This window comes from Arthrobacter sp. NPDC080086, assembly GCF_040702285.1.
Genome location: NZ_JBFBKP010000076.1, coordinates 1 through 20,024, shown reverse-complemented (window position 1 = coordinate 20,024; position 20,024 = coordinate 1). Strand labels below are relative to the sequence as shown.

Annotated in this window: 21 protein-coding genes; 17 read left to right on the top strand and 4 right to left on the bottom strand. The window is 70.6% G+C overall.

All coding sequences use genetic code 11. The features are described 5' to 3' along the window. Nucleotides 1-58 precede the first annotated feature (58 nt). Entirely contained in the window at nt 59-580 is a 522-nt protein-coding gene (locus tag AB0305_RS19005; RefSeq protein WP_290258311.1) for a MarR family winged helix-turn-helix transcriptional regulator, read from the bottom strand. A gap of 53 nt (nt 581-633) precedes the next feature. Here AB0305_RS19005 and AB0305_RS19000 point away from each other — a divergent pair, with 53 nt between their 5' ends. From AB0305_RS19000 to AB0305_RS18990, 3 genes are all read left to right on the top strand, one after another. Then, entirely contained in the window at nt 634-870 is a 237-nt protein-coding gene (locus AB0305_RS19000) for a DUF3046 domain-containing protein (protein WP_290258310.1), read from the top strand. 245 nt (nt 871-1,115) lie between these two features. Beyond that, nucleotides 1,116-2,165, top strand: coding sequence for a recombinase RecA (gene recA, locus AB0305_RS18995; RefSeq protein ID WP_290258309.1), 1,050 nt, complete (start codon nt 1,116-1,118; stop codon nt 2,163-2,165). 58 nt (nt 2,166-2,223) lie between these two features. Then, complete coding sequence (locus AB0305_RS18990; RefSeq protein ID WP_364137329.1) at nt 2,224-2,727, top strand: regulatory protein RecX; 504 nt, start codon at nt 2,224-2,226, stop codon at nt 2,725-2,727. 24 nt (nt 2,728-2,751) lie between these two features. Here AB0305_RS18990 and AB0305_RS18985 read toward each other — a convergent pair whose 3' ends face one another. Then, nucleotides 2,752-3,024 carry a helix-turn-helix transcriptional regulator gene (locus AB0305_RS18985; RefSeq protein ID WP_290258307.1) on the bottom strand — a complete coding sequence of 91 codons (273 nt, stop codon included), beginning with the start codon at nt 3,022-3,024 and terminating at the stop codon, nt 2,752-2,754. 43 nt (nt 3,025-3,067) lie between these two features. Here AB0305_RS18985 and map point away from each other — a divergent pair, with 43 nt between their 5' ends. From map to dapF, 4 genes are read left to right on the top strand one after another with little or no spacing between them, the layout of a single operon-like run. Next, complete coding sequence (gene map, locus AB0305_RS18980; protein ID WP_364137220.1) at nt 3,068-3,844, top strand: type I methionyl aminopeptidase; 777 nt, start codon at nt 3,068-3,070, stop codon at nt 3,842-3,844. A 34-nt stretch (nt 3,845-3,878) separates the two neighbouring features. Continuing rightward, nucleotides 3,879-5,444 (top strand): tRNA (N6-isopentenyl adenosine(37)-C2)-methylthiotransferase MiaB, encoded by a 1,566-nt coding sequence (gene miaB / locus AB0305_RS18975; protein ID WP_364137222.1) that lies wholly within the window; start codon nt 3,879-3,881, stop codon nt 5,442-5,444. A gap of 4 nt (nt 5,445-5,448) precedes the next feature. Beyond that, entirely contained in the window at nt 5,449-6,405 is a 957-nt protein-coding gene (gene miaA, locus AB0305_RS18970; RefSeq protein WP_364137224.1) for a tRNA (adenosine(37)-N6)-dimethylallyltransferase MiaA, read from the top strand. Further along, a complete protein-coding gene (gene dapF / locus AB0305_RS18965; RefSeq protein WP_364137226.1) occupies nt 6,398-7,357 on the top strand; it encodes a diaminopimelate epimerase in 960 nt (319 codons plus the stop codon). Before miaA ends, dapF begins: the two co-directional genes overlap by 8 nt. Here the strand turns inward: dapF and AB0305_RS18960 are convergent. Continuing rightward, nucleotides 7,338-7,952 carry a methyltransferase gene (locus AB0305_RS18960; protein WP_364137228.1) on the bottom strand — a complete coding sequence of 205 codons (615 nt, stop codon included), beginning with the start codon at nt 7,950-7,952 and terminating at the stop codon, nt 7,338-7,340. The genes dapF and AB0305_RS18960 overlap by 20 nt on opposite strands. Nucleotides 7,953-8,448: 496 nt before the next feature. Here AB0305_RS18960 and hflX point away from each other — a divergent pair, with 496 nt between their 5' ends. Next, a complete protein-coding gene (hflX, locus tag AB0305_RS18955) occupies nt 8,449-10,026 on the top strand; it encodes a GTPase HflX (RefSeq protein WP_364137230.1) in 1,578 nt (525 codons plus the stop codon). After that, the gene (locus tag AB0305_RS18950) at nt 10,019-12,109 is read left to right on the top strand and encodes an ATP-dependent DNA helicase (protein ID WP_364137232.1); all 2,091 of its coding nucleotides are present in this window, start codon (nt 10,019-10,021) and stop codon (nt 12,107-12,109) included. Before hflX ends, AB0305_RS18950 begins: the two co-directional genes overlap by 8 nt. A gap of 128 nt (nt 12,110-12,237) precedes the next feature. On the opposite strand, the gene lexA is transcribed toward AB0305_RS18950, so the two are convergent. Further along, on the bottom strand, nt 12,238-12,987 hold the full coding sequence (gene lexA / locus AB0305_RS18945) for a transcriptional repressor LexA (RefSeq protein ID WP_290258299.1): 750 nt from the start codon (nt 12,985-12,987) through the stop codon (nt 12,238-12,240). 615 nt (nt 12,988-13,602) lie between these two features. On the opposite strand from lexA, the gene AB0305_RS18940 reads away from it, so the two are divergent. The 8 genes from AB0305_RS18940 to AB0305_RS18905 all read left to right on the top strand — a co-directional run bounded on the left by AB0305_RS18940 (nt 13,603) and on the right by AB0305_RS18905 (nt 19,965). Then, a complete protein-coding gene (locus AB0305_RS18940) occupies nt 13,603-13,908 on the top strand; it encodes a LysM peptidoglycan-binding domain-containing protein (RefSeq protein ID WP_364137234.1) in 306 nt (101 codons plus the stop codon). Nucleotides 13,909-14,025: 117 nt separating this feature from the next. Further along, nucleotides 14,026-15,135: a histidinol-phosphate transaminase gene (locus AB0305_RS18935; RefSeq protein WP_364137236.1), complete on the top strand. Its 1,110-nt coding sequence runs from the start codon at nt 14,026-14,028 to the stop codon at nt 15,133-15,135. A gap of 168 nt (nt 15,136-15,303) precedes the next feature. Then, complete coding sequence (gene hisB, locus AB0305_RS18930) at nt 15,304-15,930, top strand: imidazoleglycerol-phosphate dehydratase HisB (protein ID WP_364137238.1); 627 nt, start codon at nt 15,304-15,306, stop codon at nt 15,928-15,930. Next, on the top strand, nt 15,927-16,697 hold the full coding sequence (hisH, locus tag AB0305_RS18925; protein ID WP_364137240.1) for an imidazole glycerol phosphate synthase subunit HisH: 771 nt from the start codon (nt 15,927-15,929) through the stop codon (nt 16,695-16,697). Before hisB ends, hisH begins: the two co-directional genes overlap by 4 nt. Then, nucleotides 16,698-16,856, top strand: a complete 159-nt coding sequence (locus tag AB0305_RS18920; RefSeq protein ID WP_290258295.1) for a hypothetical protein — start codon at nt 16,698-16,700, stop codon at nt 16,854-16,856. A 43-nt stretch (nt 16,857-16,899) separates the two neighbouring features. Then, nucleotides 16,900-17,646 carry a bifunctional 1-(5-phosphoribosyl)-5-((5-phosphoribosylamino)methylideneamino)imidazole-4-carboxamide isomerase/phosphoribosylanthranilate isomerase PriA gene (gene priA, locus AB0305_RS18915; protein WP_364137242.1) on the top strand — a complete coding sequence of 249 codons (747 nt, stop codon included), beginning with the start codon at nt 16,900-16,902 and terminating at the stop codon, nt 17,644-17,646. 12 nt (nt 17,647-17,658) lie between these two features. Continuing rightward, nucleotides 17,659-18,564, top strand: coding sequence for an SseB family protein (locus tag AB0305_RS18910; RefSeq protein ID WP_364137244.1), 906 nt, complete (start codon nt 17,659-17,661; stop codon nt 18,562-18,564). A 78-nt stretch (nt 18,565-18,642) separates the two neighbouring features. After that, nucleotides 18,643-19,965, top strand: a complete 1,323-nt coding sequence (locus AB0305_RS18905; protein WP_364137246.1) for an MFS transporter — start codon at nt 18,643-18,645, stop codon at nt 19,963-19,965. The last annotated feature ends 59 nt before the right edge of the window (nt 19,966-20,024 follow it).

Sequence of the window (20,024 nt, the reverse complement as noted above, 5' to 3'; positions counted from 1 at the left end):
GCATAGAAAAGGTCCCCGGCGGTGTGCCGGGGACCTTTTGCGTGCCGCCGCAGGTCTCTTAGAGGTCTTCGTCGCGCGGGAAGCCGTCCCGTTCGTAGCTGGCATTGAGCCGGGCCATGTACCCGGCGAAAGCCGCCAGGTCCCCGGCCGGCCACTCCGCCAGCCGGTCCCGGAACACCTCGCGCCGGGCGTCCTGCACCAGGTGCATCTTCTCCTCGCCCAAGGCCGTCAGGCTGATCGCCTGCGCCCGGCCGTCCAGCGGGTCCGCCGCCTTGGACACCAGGCCGAGGCCCTCCAGGAACGCCACCTGGCGGCTGACCGACGGCTTGCCCACGCCCAGCCAGGCCGCCAGCTCGGTCAGGCGGATCGGCCCCCTGGCCCGAAGCACCGAAAGCAGGCCGTATGCGGCGGGTTCCATATCCGGGTGCACCTCGCGGGAGAGCCGCTGCGAGACGGAACGGGCGCGCCGCCACAGCAGGCTCAGCTGGTGTTCCACCTCGGCGATGGACTCGTCGGGGGAGGCCGCGCCGGCCCCGGAACCCTGCTCCGGCGTGGTCGCGGCGTGGTCAATGGTGCTCATAGCAACCATTCTAGGGTCCGCCCCGGGGTCCCCTTCCGTGAGAGACTTGTGCGGTGCGAATCAGCGACTTCTGGCGGCTCATGGACGACGAGTTCGGTGCCGGCTACTCCCGCGTCCTCAGCAGTTCCCTGGTCCTGGCCGGCGTCGGAGGACGCACCGCGGACCAGGCGCTGAGCGCCGGCATCCCGCCCAAACAGGTGTGGCTGGCCATGTGTGACGTCCAGGACGTGCCCGCGGAGCGCCGGCTCGGCCGCGACATCAAACCCCGCGACCAGGGCCCGCTGAACTAAACCACGGCGACGTCGGCTTGGTCACGTTGGCCGGATCGACGAAGCCGCCCCTGGGCCTTCCGCGGTGCCTGACACGCCGGGGGATTGTTCGAATATCTGTTCGGGTCGGGCTATGCTTTTTTCAGAGCGTTTTCCACATACGCGACGACGGCGGCAACTTTGTCAGTGGCTGCCCCTAACGTCGGTGATGACAGCAACGGCCGTGACGGCCACTCTCCAATGAGAAAGTTTTTGAGGTGTGAATCATGGCCGCAGCCCCGGATCGCCAGAAGGCGCTCGACGCAGCACTCGCCCAGATTGACAAGCAGTTCGGCAAGGGCTCGGTCATGCGCCTGGGCGACGAAGTCCGCGCCCCCATCGAGGTCATTCCCACCGGCTCCATCGCCCTGGATGTCGCCCTTGGCATTGGCGGCCTGCCCCGCGGTCGCGTCGTAGAGATCTACGGCCCCGAATCCTCCGGTAAGACCACCGTGGCGCTGCACGCCGTCGCCAACGCCCAGCGCCAGGGCGGCATCGCGGCCTTCATCGATGCCGAACACGCCCTGGACCCGGAATACGCTGCCAAGCTGGGCGTGGACACGGACGCGCTGCTCGTCTCGCAGCCTGACACCGGTGAGCAGGCCCTGGAAATCATGGACATGCTGGTGGGTTCCGGCTCGCTGGACATCGTCGTGATCGACTCCGTCGCCGCGCTGGTGCCCCGCGCCGAAATCGAAGGCGACATGGGCGACAGCCACGTCGGCCTGCAGGCCCGCCTGATGAGCCAGGCCCTGCGTAAGATCACCGGCCGGTTGAGCCAGACCAAGACCACCGCCATTTTCATCAACCAGCTCCGCGAGAAGATCGGTGTCTTCTTCGGCTCCCCGGAAACCACCACCGGTGGTAAGGCGCTGAAGTTCTACGCCTCTATCCGCATCGACGTCCGCCGGATCCAGACCCTCAAGGAGGGCGCGGACTCGGTCGGCAACCGGACCAAGGCCAAGATCGTCAAGAACAAGATGGCCCCGCCCTTCAAGATCGCCGAATTCGACATCATCTACGGCCAGGGCATCTCCCGCGAGGGCGGCATCATCGACATGGGTGTCGAGCACGGCCTGATCAAGAAGTCCGGTTCCTGGTTCACCTACGACGGTGACCAGCTGGGCCAGGGCATGGAGAACTCCCGCCGATTCCTCCGTGACAACCCGGAGCTGGCAGCGGAGCTGGAGCGCCTGATCAAGGAAAAGCTCGGCGTCGGCGTCAAGGCAGCCGACGCGGAAGAGTCGCCGAAGCTGAAGGCCGTTGACGGGTTCTAAGCCACGGGCTTCTCAACCACCGGCGCCGGAGCTGGACGCCGACGCGGACCCCGCGTCGGTGGCCCGCACCATCGTCCTGCGCCAGCTGACCGGCTCCGCCAAGAGCCGGCACCAGCTCGAGCGCAAACTCGCCGAGCGGAACATTCCCGAGGACGTGGCCGAGGCCGTGCTGGACCGCTTCGAGGCGGTCCGGCTGGTGGACGACGCGGAATTCGCCCGGATGTGGGTCAGGAGCCGCTCGGAAAACCGGAAGCTCGCCAGGGGAGCCCTGCGCCGGGAACTGGCCGAGAAGGGCGTCGCGGAGGACGCGGCGGCCGAGGCGCTCGCCCAGGTGACCGACGAGCAGGAAGACGCGGCTGCCCGGCAACTGGTGGAGCGGAAGCTGCGGTCCCTGCGCGGCCTCGAGGACCGGGCGGAACGGGACAAGGCCGTCCGGCGTCTGGCATCCATGCTCGCCCGGAAGGGCTACCAGCCGGGACAGGCCTTCCGGATCGTCAACGAGGTCATCGACGCATCGCTGCAGGACGGCGGCGCGGGCGACGTGCCGTCCTTGGATGACTGAGCTTGGCCTTGGATTAGTCCGGCCCTAGGACGCCACTCGTCGTGTCTCGTCATCGGCATCCCTGACGCCCTCCCACAGCCGGTCCAGGGACAGCCCGAGAGCCTCGGCCAACGCAGCGATCGTCGGAAACGCCGGGGTGGCGATCCGGCCGGTCTCGATCTTGCGCAGGGTCTCGGGGGAGACCCCGGCGGCCAGGGCCACGTCCAGCATCGACCGGTCGCCGCGGGCCTCGCGTAGCAGCGTGCCCAGGCGCTGGCCGCGGCGGACCTCGTCCGGGGAGAGCGGGAGTCTGACCATGGGAACCAGTGTACCGGGATAATATGGCCGGTATAGTTATCGGATGATCGAGATTCTCAACGCCGCCGAACTGGACCGGGCCCGCGGGTCCGGGGCCCTCGTCGCAGGCATCCTGCAGACCGTCAAGAGCCGCACCACCGTCGGCACCAACCTGCTGGACATTGATCGTTGGACCAAGGACCTCATCGCCGCTGCCGGCGCCGAATCCTGCTACGTCGACTACGCGCCCTCCTTCGGCCGCGGACCGTTCGGCCACTACATCTGCACGGCCGTGAACGACGCCGTCCTGCACGGATTGCCCCACGACTACCGCCTGGCCGACGGCGACCTGCTCACCCTGGACCTCGCCGTCGCCAGGAACGGCATCGCCGCGGACTCCGCCATCAGCTTCCTCGTCGGCGACACGCAGCCTGCCGCGAGCGTCGCGATGATCCAGACCACCGAACGCGCCTTGGCCGCCGGCATCGCGGCGGCGAAGCCGGGCGCCCGGATCGGTGACCTCTCGGCCGCTATCGGCGGCGTCCTCACCGCGGCAGGCTACCCGGTCAACACCGAATTCGGCGGCCACGGCATCGGCTCCACCATGCACCAGGACCCGCACGTGCCCAACACCGGCCGGCCCGGCCGCGGTTTCACCCTCCGGCCGGGGCTGCTGCTCGCGCTGGAGCCCTGGGTCATGGAGGACACGGCCACCCTGGTCACCGACGCCGACGGCTGGACGCTTCGCAGCGCCACCGGCTGCCGGACCGCCCACAGCGAACACACCATCGCCATCACGGAGGACGGGGCCGAGATCCTCACCCTCGCTCCGCCCGCGTAGTCCGCGCCCCGGGCGGAGCCGGTACCCTTAACGGGTGAGTTTGACCATTCCCTCCCCAGCCGACAGCCCCTCGACGCACGCCGATTCCTCGGCGTCGGATGCGGCAGCGTCCGCGCCCGCCCGCACCTACCAGGTGCGGACCTTTGGGTGCCAGATGAACGTGCACGACTCCGAGCGTATGTCCGGCCTGCTGGAGGCCGCCGGCTACGTCCGCTCCGAGGGCGAGCTGGCCGACGTCGTGGTCTTCAACACCTGCGCCGTGCGTGAGAACGCGGACAACAAGCTCTACGGCAACCTCGGCATCCTCCGCCCGGTCAAGGATGCGAACCCGGGCATGCAGATCGCCGTCGGCGGCTGCCTGGCACAAAAGGACCGCGAGACCATCCTGAAGAAGGCGCCGTGGGTCGACGCGGTGTTCGGCACCCACAACGTCGGCGCATTGCCGGCCCTGCTGGACCGGGCCCGCCACAACGACGAGGCACAGCTGGAAATCCTCGAATCCCTCGACGTCTTCCCCTCCACGCTGCCCACCAAGCGCGACTCGGTGTACGCCGGGTGGGTCTCCATCTCCGTCGGCTGCAACAACACCTGCACCTTCTGCATCGTCCCGGCCCTGCGCGGCAAGGAAAAGGACCGCCGCCCCGGCGACATCCTCGCCGAAATCCAGGCCCTCGTGGACGACGGCGCCATCGAGGTCACCCTGCTGGGCCAGAACGTGAACTCATACGGCGTCGAATTCGGCGACCGCCAGGCCTTCTCCAAGCTGCTGCGCGCCTGCGGGGAGATCCCCGGTCTGGAGCGCGTCCGGTTCACCAGCCCGCACCCCGCCGCCTTTACCGACGACGTCATCGAGGCGATGGCGGAGACCCCCAACGTCATGCCGCAGCTGCACATGCCGCTGCAGTCCGGCTCGGACAAGGTACTCAAGGACATGAAGCGCTCCTACCGCTCCACGAAGTTCCTGGGCATCCTCGACAAGGTCCGGGACAAGATCCCGCACGCCGCGATCTCCACAGACATCATCGTCGGCTTCCCGGGGGAGACTGAGGAGGACTTCCAGGCCACCTTGGACGTCGTGGAACGCTCCCGCTTCGCCACCGCCTTTACCTTCCAGTACTCCAAGCGGCCCGGCACCCCCGCCGCCGACCTGCCCGAACAGCTACCCAAGGCCGTGGTGCAGGAACGCTTCGAACGGCTCACCGCCCTGCAGGACCGGATCGCCGCCGAGGAAAACGCCCGCCAGGTGGGCCGCCGGGTCGAGGTTATGGTCACCGCCCAGCAGGGTCGGAAGGCGGGGGAGACCCACCGCCTCTCGGGCCGAGCGCAGGACCAGCGCCTGGTGCACTTCTCCGTGCCCGACGGCGCCGAATCCCCCCGCCCCGGCGACCTCGTCACCGTGACCGTCACCGAGGCCGCATCCTTCCACCTCATCGCCGACCCCGCGTCGCCCGAGGACTACCAGCTGCGCCGCTCCCGCGCCGGCGACGCCTGGGACCGGTCCCAGGCCGACTCCTGCGGTGCACCCGCCCCCGCCGCGGCCGGCGGCGGCAAGGCCGGGGTGTCCCTCGGCATGCCCGCGCTGCCCGTGCGCGGCCGCTGACGCCGTGACCGGAGCCGAACTGTCCGCCGCGCCGCCGCCGGTGATCGCCGTCCTCGGCCCCACCGGCTCGGGAAAATCCGACCTGGCCGTTGCCCTCGCGCTGGCGCTCGACGGCGAGGTGGTCAACGCGGACGCCATGCAGTTCTACCGCGGCATGGACATCGGTACCGCCAAGATCACCGACGCCGAGCGGCGAGGCGTCCCGCACCACCTGCTCGACATCATGGACGTCACCGAGGAAGCCAGCGTCTCGGACTTCCAGCGGCAGGCCCGGGAGGCCATCGACGGCATCCACGCCCGCGGGAAACGCGCCATCCTCGCCGGCGGGTCCGGGCTGTACGTCCGGGCCGCCCTGGACGTCCTGGACTTTCCCGGCACCGACCCGGCCGTCCGTGCCCGCCTCGAGGCCGAGGAGGCGGCGGAAGGCCTGGCCCCGCTCCGGGCCCGGCTGGAGCAGGTGGACCCGGTCTCGGCCGGGCGCCTGGGCGACGCCCGGCGGGTCATCCGTGCCCTCGAGGTGTACGAACTGACCGGCCGGCCCTTCAGCTCCTTCATGCCCGACCGCACCTACCACCGCCCGGCCGTCCAACTCGGCCTACAGGTGGACCGGGAGCAGCTCCGGGAGCGCCTCGCCGCCCGCGTGCACGCCATGGTGGACCGCGGCCTGCTCGAGGAGGTGGGCCGGCTGGACGCCGAGGGCCTGCGCCGCGGCAAGACCGCCTCCCGCGCCCTCGGCTACGCCCAGTTCCTCAAGGTCCTCGACGGCGAATCCGACGTCGCGCACGCCGCCGAGGACACCATCGCCGCCACCCGGAAGTTCGCCCGCCGCCAGCTCACCTGGTTCCGCGCCGACCCGCGGATCGCCTGGCTCGACTGGCAGGCCCCGGACCTCGTGGCGAAGGCAACGCAGCTGGCGTTGGTCCCGGCGGGAGGCGGCCCGGTAGCCTTGGACCATGGATGACACTCTCGCCGGAACCGCCGCCTCGACGGCCCACGCCGCCGACACCACAGCACTGGCCGGGCTCGCCTTCTCCAAGGGCCACGGCACCGGCAACGACTTCGTCCTGATCGCGGACCCGCACGGGGCCCTGGAAGTGACCGCCGAGCAGGTCGCGGCCCTCTGTGACCGGCACCGCGGCATCGGCGGCGACGGGCTGATCCGCGCGGTCCCGTCCCGGTTCCTGCCCGAGGGCGCCGAGCTGCTCGCGCAGCACCCGGAGGCGGAGTGGTTCATGGACTACCGCAACGGTGACGGATCGCTCTCCGAAATGTGCGGCAACGGGGTCCGGGTCTTCGTCCACTTCCTGGTCCAGCAGGGCCTCGTGGACCTGCCCGCCGGGGAATCCCTCGTGATCGGCACCCGCGCCGGCATCAAGACCGTCGTCCGCACCGCCTCCGGCTACGCCGTGGACATGGGTCCCTGGGAATTCGTCTTCCCCGGCGAAGCCACGGCCCGGGCCATGGACTCCCTCGTCAGCGCCCACGGCCTCGACGTTGCCCGCCCGGCCCTCTCGGTCAGCATGGGCAACCCGCACACCGTCGTCGCCCTCGCCGAGCAGGCGGAACTGGACGCCACCGAACTGTTCACCGCACCGCGCGTCGACCCGGAGCCGCCGCACGGGACCAACGTCGAGTTCGTCGTTCCCGCCGAGCCGCTGGTCCACGACGGCGTCGGCGCCATCAGCATGCGCGTCCACGAACGCGGCGTGGGCGAGACCCTCTCCTGCGGCACCGGCGCCTGCGCGGCCGCCGTCGCGATCCGGCACTGGGCTGGTCAGGGCGCGCCGGACGCCTGGAACGTCACGGTGCCCGGCGGCGTCGTCGGCGTGAAGTTCTTCGTCGCCCCGGACGGCCACGAGCACGTCGAGCTCAGCGGCCCGGCCGTGATCGTCGCTAGCGGGACGCTTTCCTGACTCGAAGGATCCGGAACGACTTCGAGGTGCTCTCCCGGGTCACCGTGAAGCTGCTGTCCAGCTCCGTGCCCAGCCAGCGCTGCAGCGAATCCGAGCCGAGGTTCTTCTGCACCACCAGCCACGCCGACCCGCCCGGCGCCAGCCGCGGCAGCCAGAGCAGCAGCAGGGAATGCAGCTCGTCCTTGCCGATCCGGATGGGCGGGTTGGACCAGATGGTGTCGAAGCGCAGCTCCGGGTCCACCTCGCCGGGGGTGCTGGCCGTGACGTTCTCCAGGCCCAGCAGTGCCGCGTTTTCGTTGGTCAGGGCCACGCAGCGTTCGTTGACGTCCACGGCGTAGACGTGCGCGTGCGGGGCCTTCAGCGCCATCGTCAGCGCGATCGGACCCCAGCCGCAGCCGATGTCCAGCAGGTTCCCCTGCGGGGCGGGGGCCGGGACATCCGCCAGCAGCACCGCGGTGCCCTTGTCGACGCCGTCGGGACTGAAGATTCCGCTGGAGGTCTGCAGCTGCCGCGGCGCGCCGGCCAGTTCCACGGTGAGGGGCTTGCGGGTGAACGGCCCGGCCGGCTGGGCGCTGAAATAGTGTGCAGACTCCATAACGTGCCAGAGTAGTTGGCCGTCCGCGGGCTTGGGAAACCGGAAAGGTGCGCTCTGGTAAACTTGGAGGCATGTTCCTGATCTTTGAATAGCCGGCCACCAGGCAACCGGCACGGGCGCCCCGCCTCAACGGGTGATCCGCCCTCCAGCGACGCAGGCCCCGCCCTCCGCTGGACCCCTCCGGCCGCGGCGACCCGCGGCCTGTTCCGGCACTCATTCCAGCAACGCCGGAAACTCCACGCCTCGAAGATCCCACCGCACGGCCCCGCCGTCGCCCGCGGAACCGACCGGCGTGCAGCACCGCCCGTGAGGAAACCTTTCTAGGACCCACGGACCCCACCCGCCGCTCCGCCGAGGAGCCCGCCCGTCCGCGGCACCGCCGCCGCAGGACACCCAGGAGGCACGGATGACCCCACATCGTCAGCCCAGCGCGAATTCCGCAGCGCACCGCACCGATCAGCATTATTCTGAAATGGCAGACCCTTCAAAGGAGACCATGACCAGTCAGCCCAACACCGGACCCGATTCAGCAGCCCAGGACATGAGTCCTGCCGAGATCCAGGCTGTGATCGACCGGATTCTTTCCAAGGATTCCCCCGCCCGGGACACCGGCGCCGCCGACGCGGACACCGCCGAACCCCGCGCGGTCCTGGGCCGGGCCCAGGCCATCTCCGGCCTGGCCACCGAGCACGGCAGCTACGACGGCGACCAGCAGGACCTCGAGGAGCGCCGCGCCCTGCGCCGCACCGCCGGGCTGTCCACCGAACTCGAAGACGTCACCGAGGTCGAATACCGGCAGCTCCGGCTGGAGCGCGTGGTGCTGGCCGGCCTCTGGTCCGAGGGCACCCTGGCCGACGCCGAGAACTCCCTCCGCGAACTGGCCGCCCTGGCCGAGACGGCCGGCTCCGAGGTGCTCGACGGGCTGGTCCAGCGCCGGGCAAAGCCGGACCCGGGCACCTTCCTGGGCTCGGGCAAGGCCCAGGAGCTCAAGGACATCGTGATGTCCACCGGTGCGGACACCGTGGTGGTCGACGCCGAACTGGCGCCCTCCCAGCGGCGTGCGCTCGAGGACATCGTCAAGGTCAAGGTGATCGACCGGACCGCGCTGATCCTGGACATCTTCGCCCAGCACGCCAAGAGCCGCGAGGGCAAGGCCCAGGTGGAACTGGCCCAGCTCGAGTACCTGCTTCCCCGCCTCCGCGGCTGGGGCGAGTCGATGTCCCGCCAGGCCGGTGGCCAGGTGGGCGGCGCCGGCGCCGGCATGGGCTCCCGTGGCCCCGGTGAGACGAAGATCGAACTGGACCGCCGGCGGATCCGCACCCGGATGGCCAAGCTGCGCCGCGAAATCGCGGCCATGAAGCCGGCGCGTGAGACCAAGCGGGCCAACCGCCGTCGTAACGCCGTCCCGTCCGTCGCGATCGCCGGCTACACCAACGCCGGGAAGTCCTCGCTGCTGAACCGGCTGACCGACGCCGGCGTGCTGGTGGAGAACGCCCTGTTCGCAACCCTGGACCCCACCGTGCGCAAGGCCGAGACCTCCGACGGCCTGGGTTACACCCTGGCCGACACCGTTGGCTTCGTCCGCTCGCTGCCCACGCAGCTGGTGGAGGCGTTCCGGTCCACCCTGGAAGAGGTCGCCGACTCGGATCTGATCCTGCACGTGGTGGACGTCTCGCACCCGGACCCCGAGGGCCAGATCGCGGCCGTCCGGTCCGTCTTCAGCGAGGTCGACGCCCGCAAGGTGCCCGAGATCATCGTCCTGAACAAGGCCGATGCCGCGGACCCGTTCGTGGTGGAGCGCCTGAAGCAGCGCGAACCGCGCCACGTGGTGGTCTCCGCCCGTACCGGCGAGGGCATCCCCGAGCTGCTGCGGGCCGTCAGTGAGGGCATCCCGCGGCCCAGCGTGAAGCTGGAACTGATGATCCCGTACAGCCGCGGCGACGTGCTCAGCAAGCTGCACGAGACCGAGGCGGAGATCGTCAGCCTGGACCACGAGGAGACCGGCACGCGCGCCGTGGTCATGGTGCGCGAAGGCCTGGCGGCCGAGCTGGATCCCTTCGTCCGCAATGACTGAACCGGCCGTGGCGGAAGCGGACAGCGACGCACGCCCGGCCCCCGGTGGCGCCACCGGCGAGGAGCTCGTGATCGAGCTCCTCGACCGGGCGGTCGCCGCGATGGGCGGGCAGAGCCGTGACGGCCAGCACGAAATGGCCCGCCAAGTGGCCCGCGCCATCGACACAGGCGACCACCTGCTGGTCCAGGCCGGCACCGGCACCGGAAAGTCCCTGGCGTACCTGATCCCGCTGATCGCCCACTCGCTGGACAGCGACAAGCCCACCCTGGTCTCCACGGCCACCCTGGCCCTGCAGACCCAGATCGTCGGCCGGGACCTGCCGCGACTGCTCAAGGCCATCACCCCTGCCCTGAAGCGGCCCGTCAAGATCGCCCTGGTCAAGGGCCGGTCCAACTACGTGTGCCGGCACAAGCTCGAGGGTGGGTTCCCGTCCGAGGAACCCGCCGAGGGCCAGCTCTTCTCCCTGGGTGAGGACACCTCGGTCCCGCACTTCGCCGCCGCCATGGGCGGTCCGGCCTCGCAGCTGGGCCGGGAAGTGGTCCGGCTCCGGGAATGGGCCGAGAACACGGCCACCGGCGACCGCGACGAACTGCTCCCCGGCGTGACCGACCGCGCCTGGCGGCAGGTGTCCGTCACCGCCATGGAATGCCTCGGCGCGCAGAAGTGCCCGTCGGCCGCCGAATGCTTCAGCGAACTGGCGCGCCAGGACGCGGCGGACGCCGACGTCGTGGTCACCAACCACGCCATGCTGGCCGTGAGCGCCTTCGAGGGCCTGGCCGTGCTGCCCGACTACGACGTCGTCGTCGTGGACGAGGCGCACGAACTCCAGGACCGGGTCACCGGGGCCGTCTCCGGCCAGCTCTCCGTGGCCATGGTCCACGCCGCCGCCTCGGGCGCCCGCAAGCACACCGGCATCACCGTGGACGCGCTGAACAACGCCGCCGCGAACCTCGAGCTCGCCGTCGCGGGGGTTCCCGGCGGACTGATGCCCAACGGCCTGAACAGCGAACAGCTCGACTGCGTGGACCAGCTCCGGGACGCCTGCCGTGCGGCGCTCTCCGACTCCAAGGGAGACGGCTCCACCACGGCCGACGGCGGCCGGCAGCTTGCGCGCTCCCGGCTGATGGTGATCCTGGAGCTCTGCGAACGCCTGCTCGCGGCCCGCGAGAACCGCGAGGTGGTGTGGTTCTCGCGGCAGAGCACCTTCGACCCGCAGCAGGGCTACTCGCAGCCGGACGATTCGGCGCCCGCGCTGATCAACATCGCCCCGCTCAGCGTGGCCGGGCGGCTGCGGGAGGGCCTGTTCGCGGACCACACCGTGGTGCTGACCTCGGCCACCCTCGCCATCGGCTCGGCCTTCGAACCGGCCGCGGGGGGCCTGGGCCTGGTGGGCCCCGGCGCCCCGAGCTGGACCGGCGTCGACGTCGGGTCGCCGTTCGAATACCCCAAACAGGGCATCCTCTACGTCGCCAAGCACCTGCCCAAACCGGGCCGGGGGACCGCGCCCGAGGCCCTGGACGAGCTCGAGAAGCTGATCCGCGCCTCCGGCGGCGGCGCGCTCTGCCTCTTCTCCTCCCGGCGCGCCGCGGAGGAGGCCGCCGACGCGCTCCGGCCGCGGCTGGGCCTGAGCATCCTCTGCCAGGGCGAATCCACCATGACCGCGCTGGTCAAGCAGTTCGCGGACGAACCGGACACCTGCCTCTTCGGCACCATGTCCCTGTGGCAGGGCGTTGACGTGCCCGGCAACTCCTGCCGGCTGGTGGTGATCGACCGGATCCCGTTCCCGCGGCCGGACGATCCGCTGATGACGGCCCGCTCCCGGGCCGTGGCGCAGGCCGGGGGCAACGGCTTCATGAGCGTCTCGGCCACGCACGCGGCGATCCGGCTGGCGCAGGGCGCGGGCCGGCTGATCCGTTCGACGTCGGACCGCGGCGTGGTGGCGGTGCTGGACTCACGGCTGTCCACCGAGCGTTACGGCGGCTTCCTCCGGGCCGCGCTGCCGCCGTTCTGGGCCACCACGGACCCGGCGGTGGCCGTGGCGTCGCTGGAGCGGCTCGCGAAAGAGGCCGCGCAGGGGTCGTAGGCCCCCGGGGCAGGGACGTTCGGCGGGGTTTGGCGGCGCTCAGGCCTCGGCGTCCGGGCGGGGTGGGGTCCCCAGCTCCGGGCGTTCAGCGCGTTCAGCCGGGCCCCTGGCCGGCGGCGTTGCCCGCGCTACAGGGAGCGGAGGACCGAGACGACCTTGCCCATGATGACGGCGTGGTCGCCCAGGATCGGTTCGTACTGGGTGTTCTGCGGCAGCAGCCAGGTGTGGCCGTCGCGCTGCCGGAACGTCTTGACCGTGGCTTCGTCATCGAGGAGGGCGGCCACGATGTCGCCGTTGACGGCGTCGTTCTGCCGGCGAACCACCACCCAGTCCCCGTCGCAGATCGCGGCGTCGATCATGGAATCGCCCGCGACCTTGAGCATGAACAGCTCACCGTGGCCCACGAGCTGGCGCGGCAGGGGGAGGACGTCCTCCACCACCTGGTCGGCCAGGATCGGGCCACCGGCGGCGATCCGGCCCACAAACGGGACCATCGCCGTGTCCGTGGCGCTGGCCAGTTCCGACACCGCGAGTCCGCCGACGGCCTTCAGCCCGCGGGGCTGTTCGACGCCGGAAATCGGGGTGGACCCCTCGTCCAGGGTCAGCGGCATCAACACTTCCATGGCGCGGGGACGCTTGGGGTCCCGGCGTAGGTAGCCCAGCTTCTCCAGCTGGGAGAGCTGGTGGGTCACGCTGGAGAGGCTGGCCAGCCCCACCGTGTCCCCGATCTCGCGCATCGACGGCGGATAGCCGTTGTCCGTCACGGACCGCTGGATGGTTTCGAGGATCTTCTTCTGACGGACGGTGAGGCTCTTGGGCGCCCGGGCAGGCTGGGCGCCGCGCCGGGTTGCCCTCCCGCCGGTGGCTTGTGCTGCCATGGTCCCCGTGCCTTCCGTTCGTGGTGCGGATCCGTGGCCGGCGGACCGAGTGAAGCGGCCCGATTGCTGCGAATCCTAAAAATGTCAGTGCCTGCCGTTTGACTGCTCTTGATCACCGCTGGCGGGTGTTCGACAGGTTTCAGACTGCAGGTGCGGAGTGCGGGTCCTTCGAGGGACCGGTTCCGTGCTTCAAAAATAGGTCAGCCGCCGGTGTTTTTCAAACATTTGTTCTAGCGAGTCTCGACAGAGTTCGTTCATAGGTGCTAAAAAGAGAACAGCAAGATTCGAAGATGTGTTCGAAGATTGCAAGTGGAGAACCACGGCCGGTTTCGGCCTTGTGTTCGAAGCGAATGATGGTTCAGCCGGTTGGCGGCAGGTACGAGGAGTACGCCGGGCGGCAACGACAAGTCCAGGAGGGCTCAGTTCATGTCAGCAAGAATCGCTTTCGCCGGTTCGCAGTTTTCCGACGCCGGAAGGCCGGCACTGTATCTCGTGCCGGATACTGCCACGGCCTTCTCCGGGGCGGTAGCTCCGTTCGCGGCCCCGGCCGACGCTGACGCGACCGCCGGGAGCGCGTCAGCTGTACGCCGGGCCCACTCTTCGGCCCAGGCTCCCTTGCGGCTGACCCGGCGGGGACGCTTCGTCTTCTTCGGACTGCCCTTGATCCTGCTCGCGGCCCTGCTGCTGTCCCTGGCAGGCTCCCTGACCGCGCCGGCGAAGGCCGCCGATTCCCCTGCATCGCTGGCAACCACCCCGACGGTCACCGTGACCGTGCAGCCCGGGGAGTCCCTGTGGACCATCGCCGGCACCGTCGACCCGAAACGGGATCCGAGGGACGTGGTCGCCGAGATCGTGCAGCTGAACAACCTCGACGCCGCGCCGGTCCTGCCCGGCCAGCAGCTCTTCGTTCCGACCCCCTAAGCTGAATCCCCGGGACGGAGCGTCCGCCGAACTTGGTAAGGCCATTCGCCGGCCGCGGGATGGGCCGTCGTTGGTCACGGTTTCCGGCCAGACAGTCCTCTCACTTAAACTGGGGACGTGACTGACCAGCTTGAGCGACTCAACCGACTTCCCCTCCGGACCAACCTGCGGGGCCTGCGCCCCTACGGTGCTCCCCAGCTGGACGTTCCGATTCTCCTGAACGTCAACGAGAACACCCATGGTGTCCCCGCCGACGTGCGGGCAGCGATCGCGGAGGCCGTCTCTGAGGCGGCTGCCGGGCTCAACCGCTATCCGGACCGGGAGTTCACCGAACTCCGCGGGGCGCTGGCCGAATACCTTGGCCACGGGCTGGACGCCACGAACATCTGGGCCGCCAACGGTTCCAATGAGGTGCTGCAGCAGATTCTCCAGGCCTTCGGCGGTCCGGGCCGCAACGCCCTCGGTTTCCCTCCCACGTACTCCATGTACCCGCTGCTCGCTGCCGGAACGGACACCGGCTACGTCGCCGGCGTCCGCGGCGAGGGCTACAGCCTGACCGCCGAGTCCGCCGCCCGGCAGGTCCGCGAGCTGCAGCCGAACATCGTCTTCCTCTGCTCGCCCAACAACCCCACCGGCACGGGCCTTGGCCTTGATGTCGTCGAAGCCGTCTACGAGGCGGGGGAGGCCAGCCAGGCCATCATCATCGTCGACGAGGCGTACCACGAGTTCGCCCACGAGGGCACCCCGAGCGCCCTGATCCTGCTGCCCGGCCGGGAACGGCTGATCGTCTCCCGCACCATGAGCAAGGCCTTCGCCCTCGCCGGTGCCCGGATCGGCTATATGGCCGCGGCTCCCGAGGTCACCGACGCGCTGCGCCTGGTGCGCCTGCCGTACCACCTCTCCGCCATCACCCAGGCCACCGCCCTCGCCGCCCTCCGGCACCGCGAGGCGCTGATGGCCGATGTCGAGGACATCAAGCGGCAGCGCGACCGGATCGTCACCGAGCTGACCCGAATGGGCCTTACCCCGGCGTCGTCGGACTCGAACTACGTCTTCTTCGGCGGGCTCACGGACCCGCACCGGGTCTGGCAGGAACTCCTCGACGCCGGCGTGCTGGTCCGCGACGTCGGCATCCCCGGCCATCTCCGGGTCACCGCCGGAACCGAGGCGGAGACCACCGCCTTCCTGGAGGCCCTGGAACGGATCCTCACCGCCCACCGCGGCTGAGCCCGCGTCCCCCCACATTCCGCACCGCCGGGTCAGCCCCGCCGGCCCCGCGCGACCGCCCCGCCGGCCGCCGGGCGCCCCGGGTGTGCCGGGCCCTAGACTTGATCCAGGACCCGCGCGCCGCCGTCACAGGCCGGGCGACCGCCACTTAGCCAAAAGGACACCCATATGAGCACCACCGGATCAGCCGCTGCCCAGGCCCGAACCGCCTGCCTGGAACGGACCACCAGCGAATCCTCCGTCCTGGTCGAGATCGACCTGGACGGAACCGGCGTCTCGGACATCAGCACCTCGGTGCCGTTCTACGACCACATGCTGACCGCCCTCAGCAAGCACTCCCTGATCGACATGACCGTCAAGGCCACGGGTGACACCCACATCGACGTGCACCACACCGTCGAAGATGTCGCCATCACCTTCGGCGAGGTCCTCAAGACCGCGCTGGGCACCAAGGCCGGGATCCGCCGCTTCGGCGAGGCCACCGTGCCCCTCGACGAGGCCCTCGCACACGCCGTCGTGGACGTCTCCGGCCGACCCTACCTGGTCCACGCCGGCGAACCCGCCGGGCAGGAATACCACCTGATCGGCGGCCACTTCACCGGCTCGCTGACCCGCCACGTCTTCGAGGCCATCACGCTGCACGCCGGAATCTGCCTGCACATGAACGTCACCGCCGGCCGCGACCCGCACCACATCGTCGAGGCTCAGTTCAAGGCGTTCGCCCGGGCGCTCCGTGCCGCCGTCGAGCCGGACCCCCGCGTCGAGGGCATTCCCTCCACCAAGGGCGCACTGTGACCGGGAAGGTGCTGCGCGACGGCGCCATCATCGATCCGGAGGCCAGCCGCAAGCCCGCCTCCCCGGAGGGCAAGCCCACCGTCACCGTCCTGGACTACGGCTCCGGCAACGTCCGCTCCGCCGTCCGCGCCCTCGAGCGCGCCGGCGCCGAGGTCATCCTCAGTTCCAAGCCCGAGGACGTCCTCAACGCCGACGGCCTGGTGGTCCCCGGCGTCGGCGCCTTCGAAACCGTCATGAACGAACTGAAGGCCGTCGATGCCATCCGGATGATCGGCCGCCGCGTCGCCGGCGGCCGGCCGGTGCTGGCCATCTGCGTCGGCCTCCAGGTCCTCTTCGAAGCCGGCGTGGAGCACGGCACGGTCGCCGAAGGCATGGGGGAGTGGCCCGGAAAGGTCGAGCTGCTGCCCGCCGACGTCGTCCCGCACATGGGCTGGAACACCGTCGACGTGCCGGAGGGCTCGCTGCTGTTCGACGGTGTGGAGAAGGAACGCTTCTACTTCGTGCACTCCTACGGCGTCCAGCACTGGGACTTCGATGTGATCCAGCCGCGGATGGCCGCACCGCTGGTGACCTGGTCCGAGCACGGCGCCCCGTTCATCGCCGCGGTGGAGAACGGACCGCTCTGCGCCACCCAGTTCCACCCGGAGAAGTCGGGGGACGCGGGCGCCCGCCTGCTGCGCAACTGGGTCGGTAGCCTCCGCCCCGCCCGCAACGCCGGCGCAGGCACCACTGCGGAAGCCCCGGCAACCCCGGAAGCGACCGCCTGAATGTGGTCCCTGGTACTGATGGGCCTCGCCGGACTGCTGGTGGGCGGAGCGCTCTCCTTTCGCCAGCAGAAAAGCCCGCTCTGGGTCCAGATCGTCTTCTACATCCTGGCCGGCATGTCCCTGCTGGCCGCCTACCTGCTGACCCTGCCCGGCGCCTGACGCCCCGCGCCGCCCCTGCCACCTACCTTGTGAGGACTTCACGATGACCACCGAAAACCCGCTGCCGGCCCTGGAACTGCTCCCCGCCGTCGACGTCGTCAATGGCCAGGCCGTGCGCCTGGTCCAGGGCGAGGCCGGCAGCGAAACAAGCTACGGCACCCCCCTCGAAGCGGCCCTGAACTGGCAGGAACAGGGCGCCGAGTGGGTCCACCTGGTGGACCTGGACGCTGCCTTCGGCCGCGGTTCGAACGCGGAGCTGTTGCGCGAGGTGGTCGGCCGGCTGGACATCAAGGTGGAACTCTCCGGTGGCCTGCGCGACGACGAATCCCTCGAACGCGCCCTGGACCTCGGCGTCGGCCGCGTCAACCTCGGCACCGCCGCGCTGGAGAACCCGGAGTGGACAGACCGGGTGATCGAACGCTTCGGCGACAAGATCGCCGTCGGCCTCGACGTGCGCGGCACCACCCTCGCCGGCCGCGGCTGGACCAAGGAGGGCGGCGACCTCTGGGAGGTCCTCGGCCGCCTAGAGGAAGCCGGCTGCGCCCGCTACGTCGTCACCGACGTCACAAAGGACGGCACCCTGCAGGGCCCCAACGTGGAACTGCTGCGCCAGATGGTCGAGAAGACCGGCAAGCCCGTCGTCGCCTCCGGCGGCATCTCCAGCCTCGAGGACCTCAAGGTCCTCCGCTCCCTGGTCCCGCTCGGGGTCGAAGGCGCGATCATTGGCAAGGCGCTCTACAACGGCAACTTCACCCTGCCCGAGGCCCTCGACGTCGCCGGCCGCCGCTAGGCCGGTCCCTTCATGCCGCAGGAACCAGTGCCGCAGGAACCCCAGCCCGGCCACCGCGCCCTCCCCGGCCACATCGCCGCCGCCCTCGCCGGCGCCGGGGGAGCGACGGACTCCGCCGGGCAGCCCTGGGCAGGCCGCAGCCTGGCCGGCGACGGAGCGACCATCCATAACTTCGAGGACGACGACGGCACGGCCGACGCCGGCTACCTCGCCGCCGTCGCCGCCCTCGCGGCAGGCACCGGGGACGAAGCCGGTGTCGTCGCGGCCCTCGCCACGGCCCGGGTCTTCGTGCCGATCGTCGCCAGCCTCGCGGAGGAGGGCGACGCCGTGGCCGGGGCCCACGGGACCGGGCTGCACGGGGACAAGCAGGCCGACATGGCGCTGGTGACCCTCAAGGCGCCGGACGGCCGCACCGCCCTGCCGGTCTTCACCTCCGCGGAGAACCTCACCGCCTGGCACCCCGAGGCCCGCCCGGTGGCCGTCTACGCCGCCCGCGCCGCGCTCTCCGCCGTCGCCGAGCATGCCGAACTGCTGGTCCTGGACCCCGGCTCGGCCGCCACGTTCGTGGTGCGCCGCCCGGCCGTATGGGCGCTGGCCAAGCAGCACGGCTGGGTCCCAAGCTACCGGGACCAAGCGGTGGCCGACGCCGTCGCCGCCTCCGCGGCCGGGGTAAGGGCGCTGCGCCGGGTCGAACTGCGCCCCGGCGGGGGAGTGGCCTCGGCGCAGGCCGACGGGACGCAGCTGCCCGGCGGCGGTGCCGGGCCGGAACTGCGCGTGGTGCTGTACCTTGAAGACGGGCTCAGTGCCGCCGAGGTGCAATCCCTGGTGGCCGGCCTGAACGAGGACTGGGCCCGGAATGAAGCTTTCGCCGAGCGGGTTGACTCGATCGAAATCAAGCTGCAGCGCGCAGCACCCTGACCGGCGGCCCGCCTCTCCCGCGGTGCCGGTCACGGGCCGCGCCACCGAGAGAAATGCAAGGCAAAGGAACGCCGTCCCGTGAACTTCGCGCTTTACCGTGAGCTGCTGGCAGTGCGGCCCATCAGGAACCTACTGATTGTCGGGATGGTGGCCCGCATCCCGCACTCGGCCGCGGGCGTGCTCCTGACCCTGCACATCGTCCTCACCCTGGGCCAGGGCTACGCCGCGGCCGGGACCGCCGCCGCCGTCATGACCATCGGCATCGCCGTCGGCGCCCCGTGGCGCGGCCGCCGGGTGGATACCGTGGGCCTGCGCCGGGCACTGATCCCGTCCGTCCTCTCGGAGACGGTGATCTGGACCATCGCCCCGCACGTCAGCTACCAGTTGCTGTTGCCCCTGGTGTTCGTCGGCGGCCTCTTGACCCTGCCGATCTTCAGCGTGGTCCGGCAGTCCCTGGGCATCCTGGCCACCGGGGACCAGCGCCGCACCGCGTTCGCCCTGGACGCCATTAGCACCGAACTGGTCTTCATGATCGGTCCGGCCGCCGGCGCGATCGTCGCCACCGCCGGCTACTCCGTGCTGGGCCTCGGCATCGTGGGCGTCGCCACCTCACTCTCCGGGCTCTTCCTGATGTGGATGAACCCGCCCACGCGGTCCGTCGCCACCGACGCCGAGCCCGAGGCCGCCTTCGAAGCGGACCAGCAGCAGGGCGCCGAGGCCGCCGTCGTCGCGGCCGCCCCCGCGCACCTGCAGGAGGCAGCGGCGGAACTGGCTCCCCTCGCCGCCGCCGAGCACCGCCGTCAGGACCGGCTGGGGCTGCGGCACAAGGTGCGGCACAACTTCGCCTGGTTCACTGCCTCGGTCGCCGCAGTCTTCGCCGTCGCCGCCGGCTCCGGCATGGTCCTCAGCGGCACCGACGTCGGCATCGTCGCCGCCTTGCAGACCGGCGGCCACCAGGCCGAGATCGGCATCGTCTTCCTGTTCTGGTGCGCCGCCTCGGTGATCGGCGGCGTGGTCTACGGCGCCATGCACCGGCCCGTTTCCCCGGTGCTCCTGCTGCTCGGCATGTCCGCCCTGACCCTGCCGATGGCGTTCGCCCACGACACCTGGGCCCTCGCGTTCCTGTCCCTGCTGCCGGGCGTGCTCTGCGCCCCGGTACTCTCCGCCGCCTCGGAGAAGGTGGCCGACCTGGTTGACGAGGAACGACGTGGCGAGGCGATGGGCTGGTACGGCTCGGCCCTGACCGGCGGAGTGGCTCTCGGCGCGCCGCTGGCCGGGCTCTTCATCGACGGCGAGGGCGCCGGGGCGGGCTTCGTCTCGGTCGGCGCGGCCGGGGTGCTGCTCTGCCTCGTGGGTCTGGTGCTCCAGCGGCGGCGCAGGCGCCGGCTCGCCGCCGCCTGACGAGGGCCCAGTGCCTCCCGGCCTTAACGACGACGGCGGGCGGACCAGTGCGGTCCGCC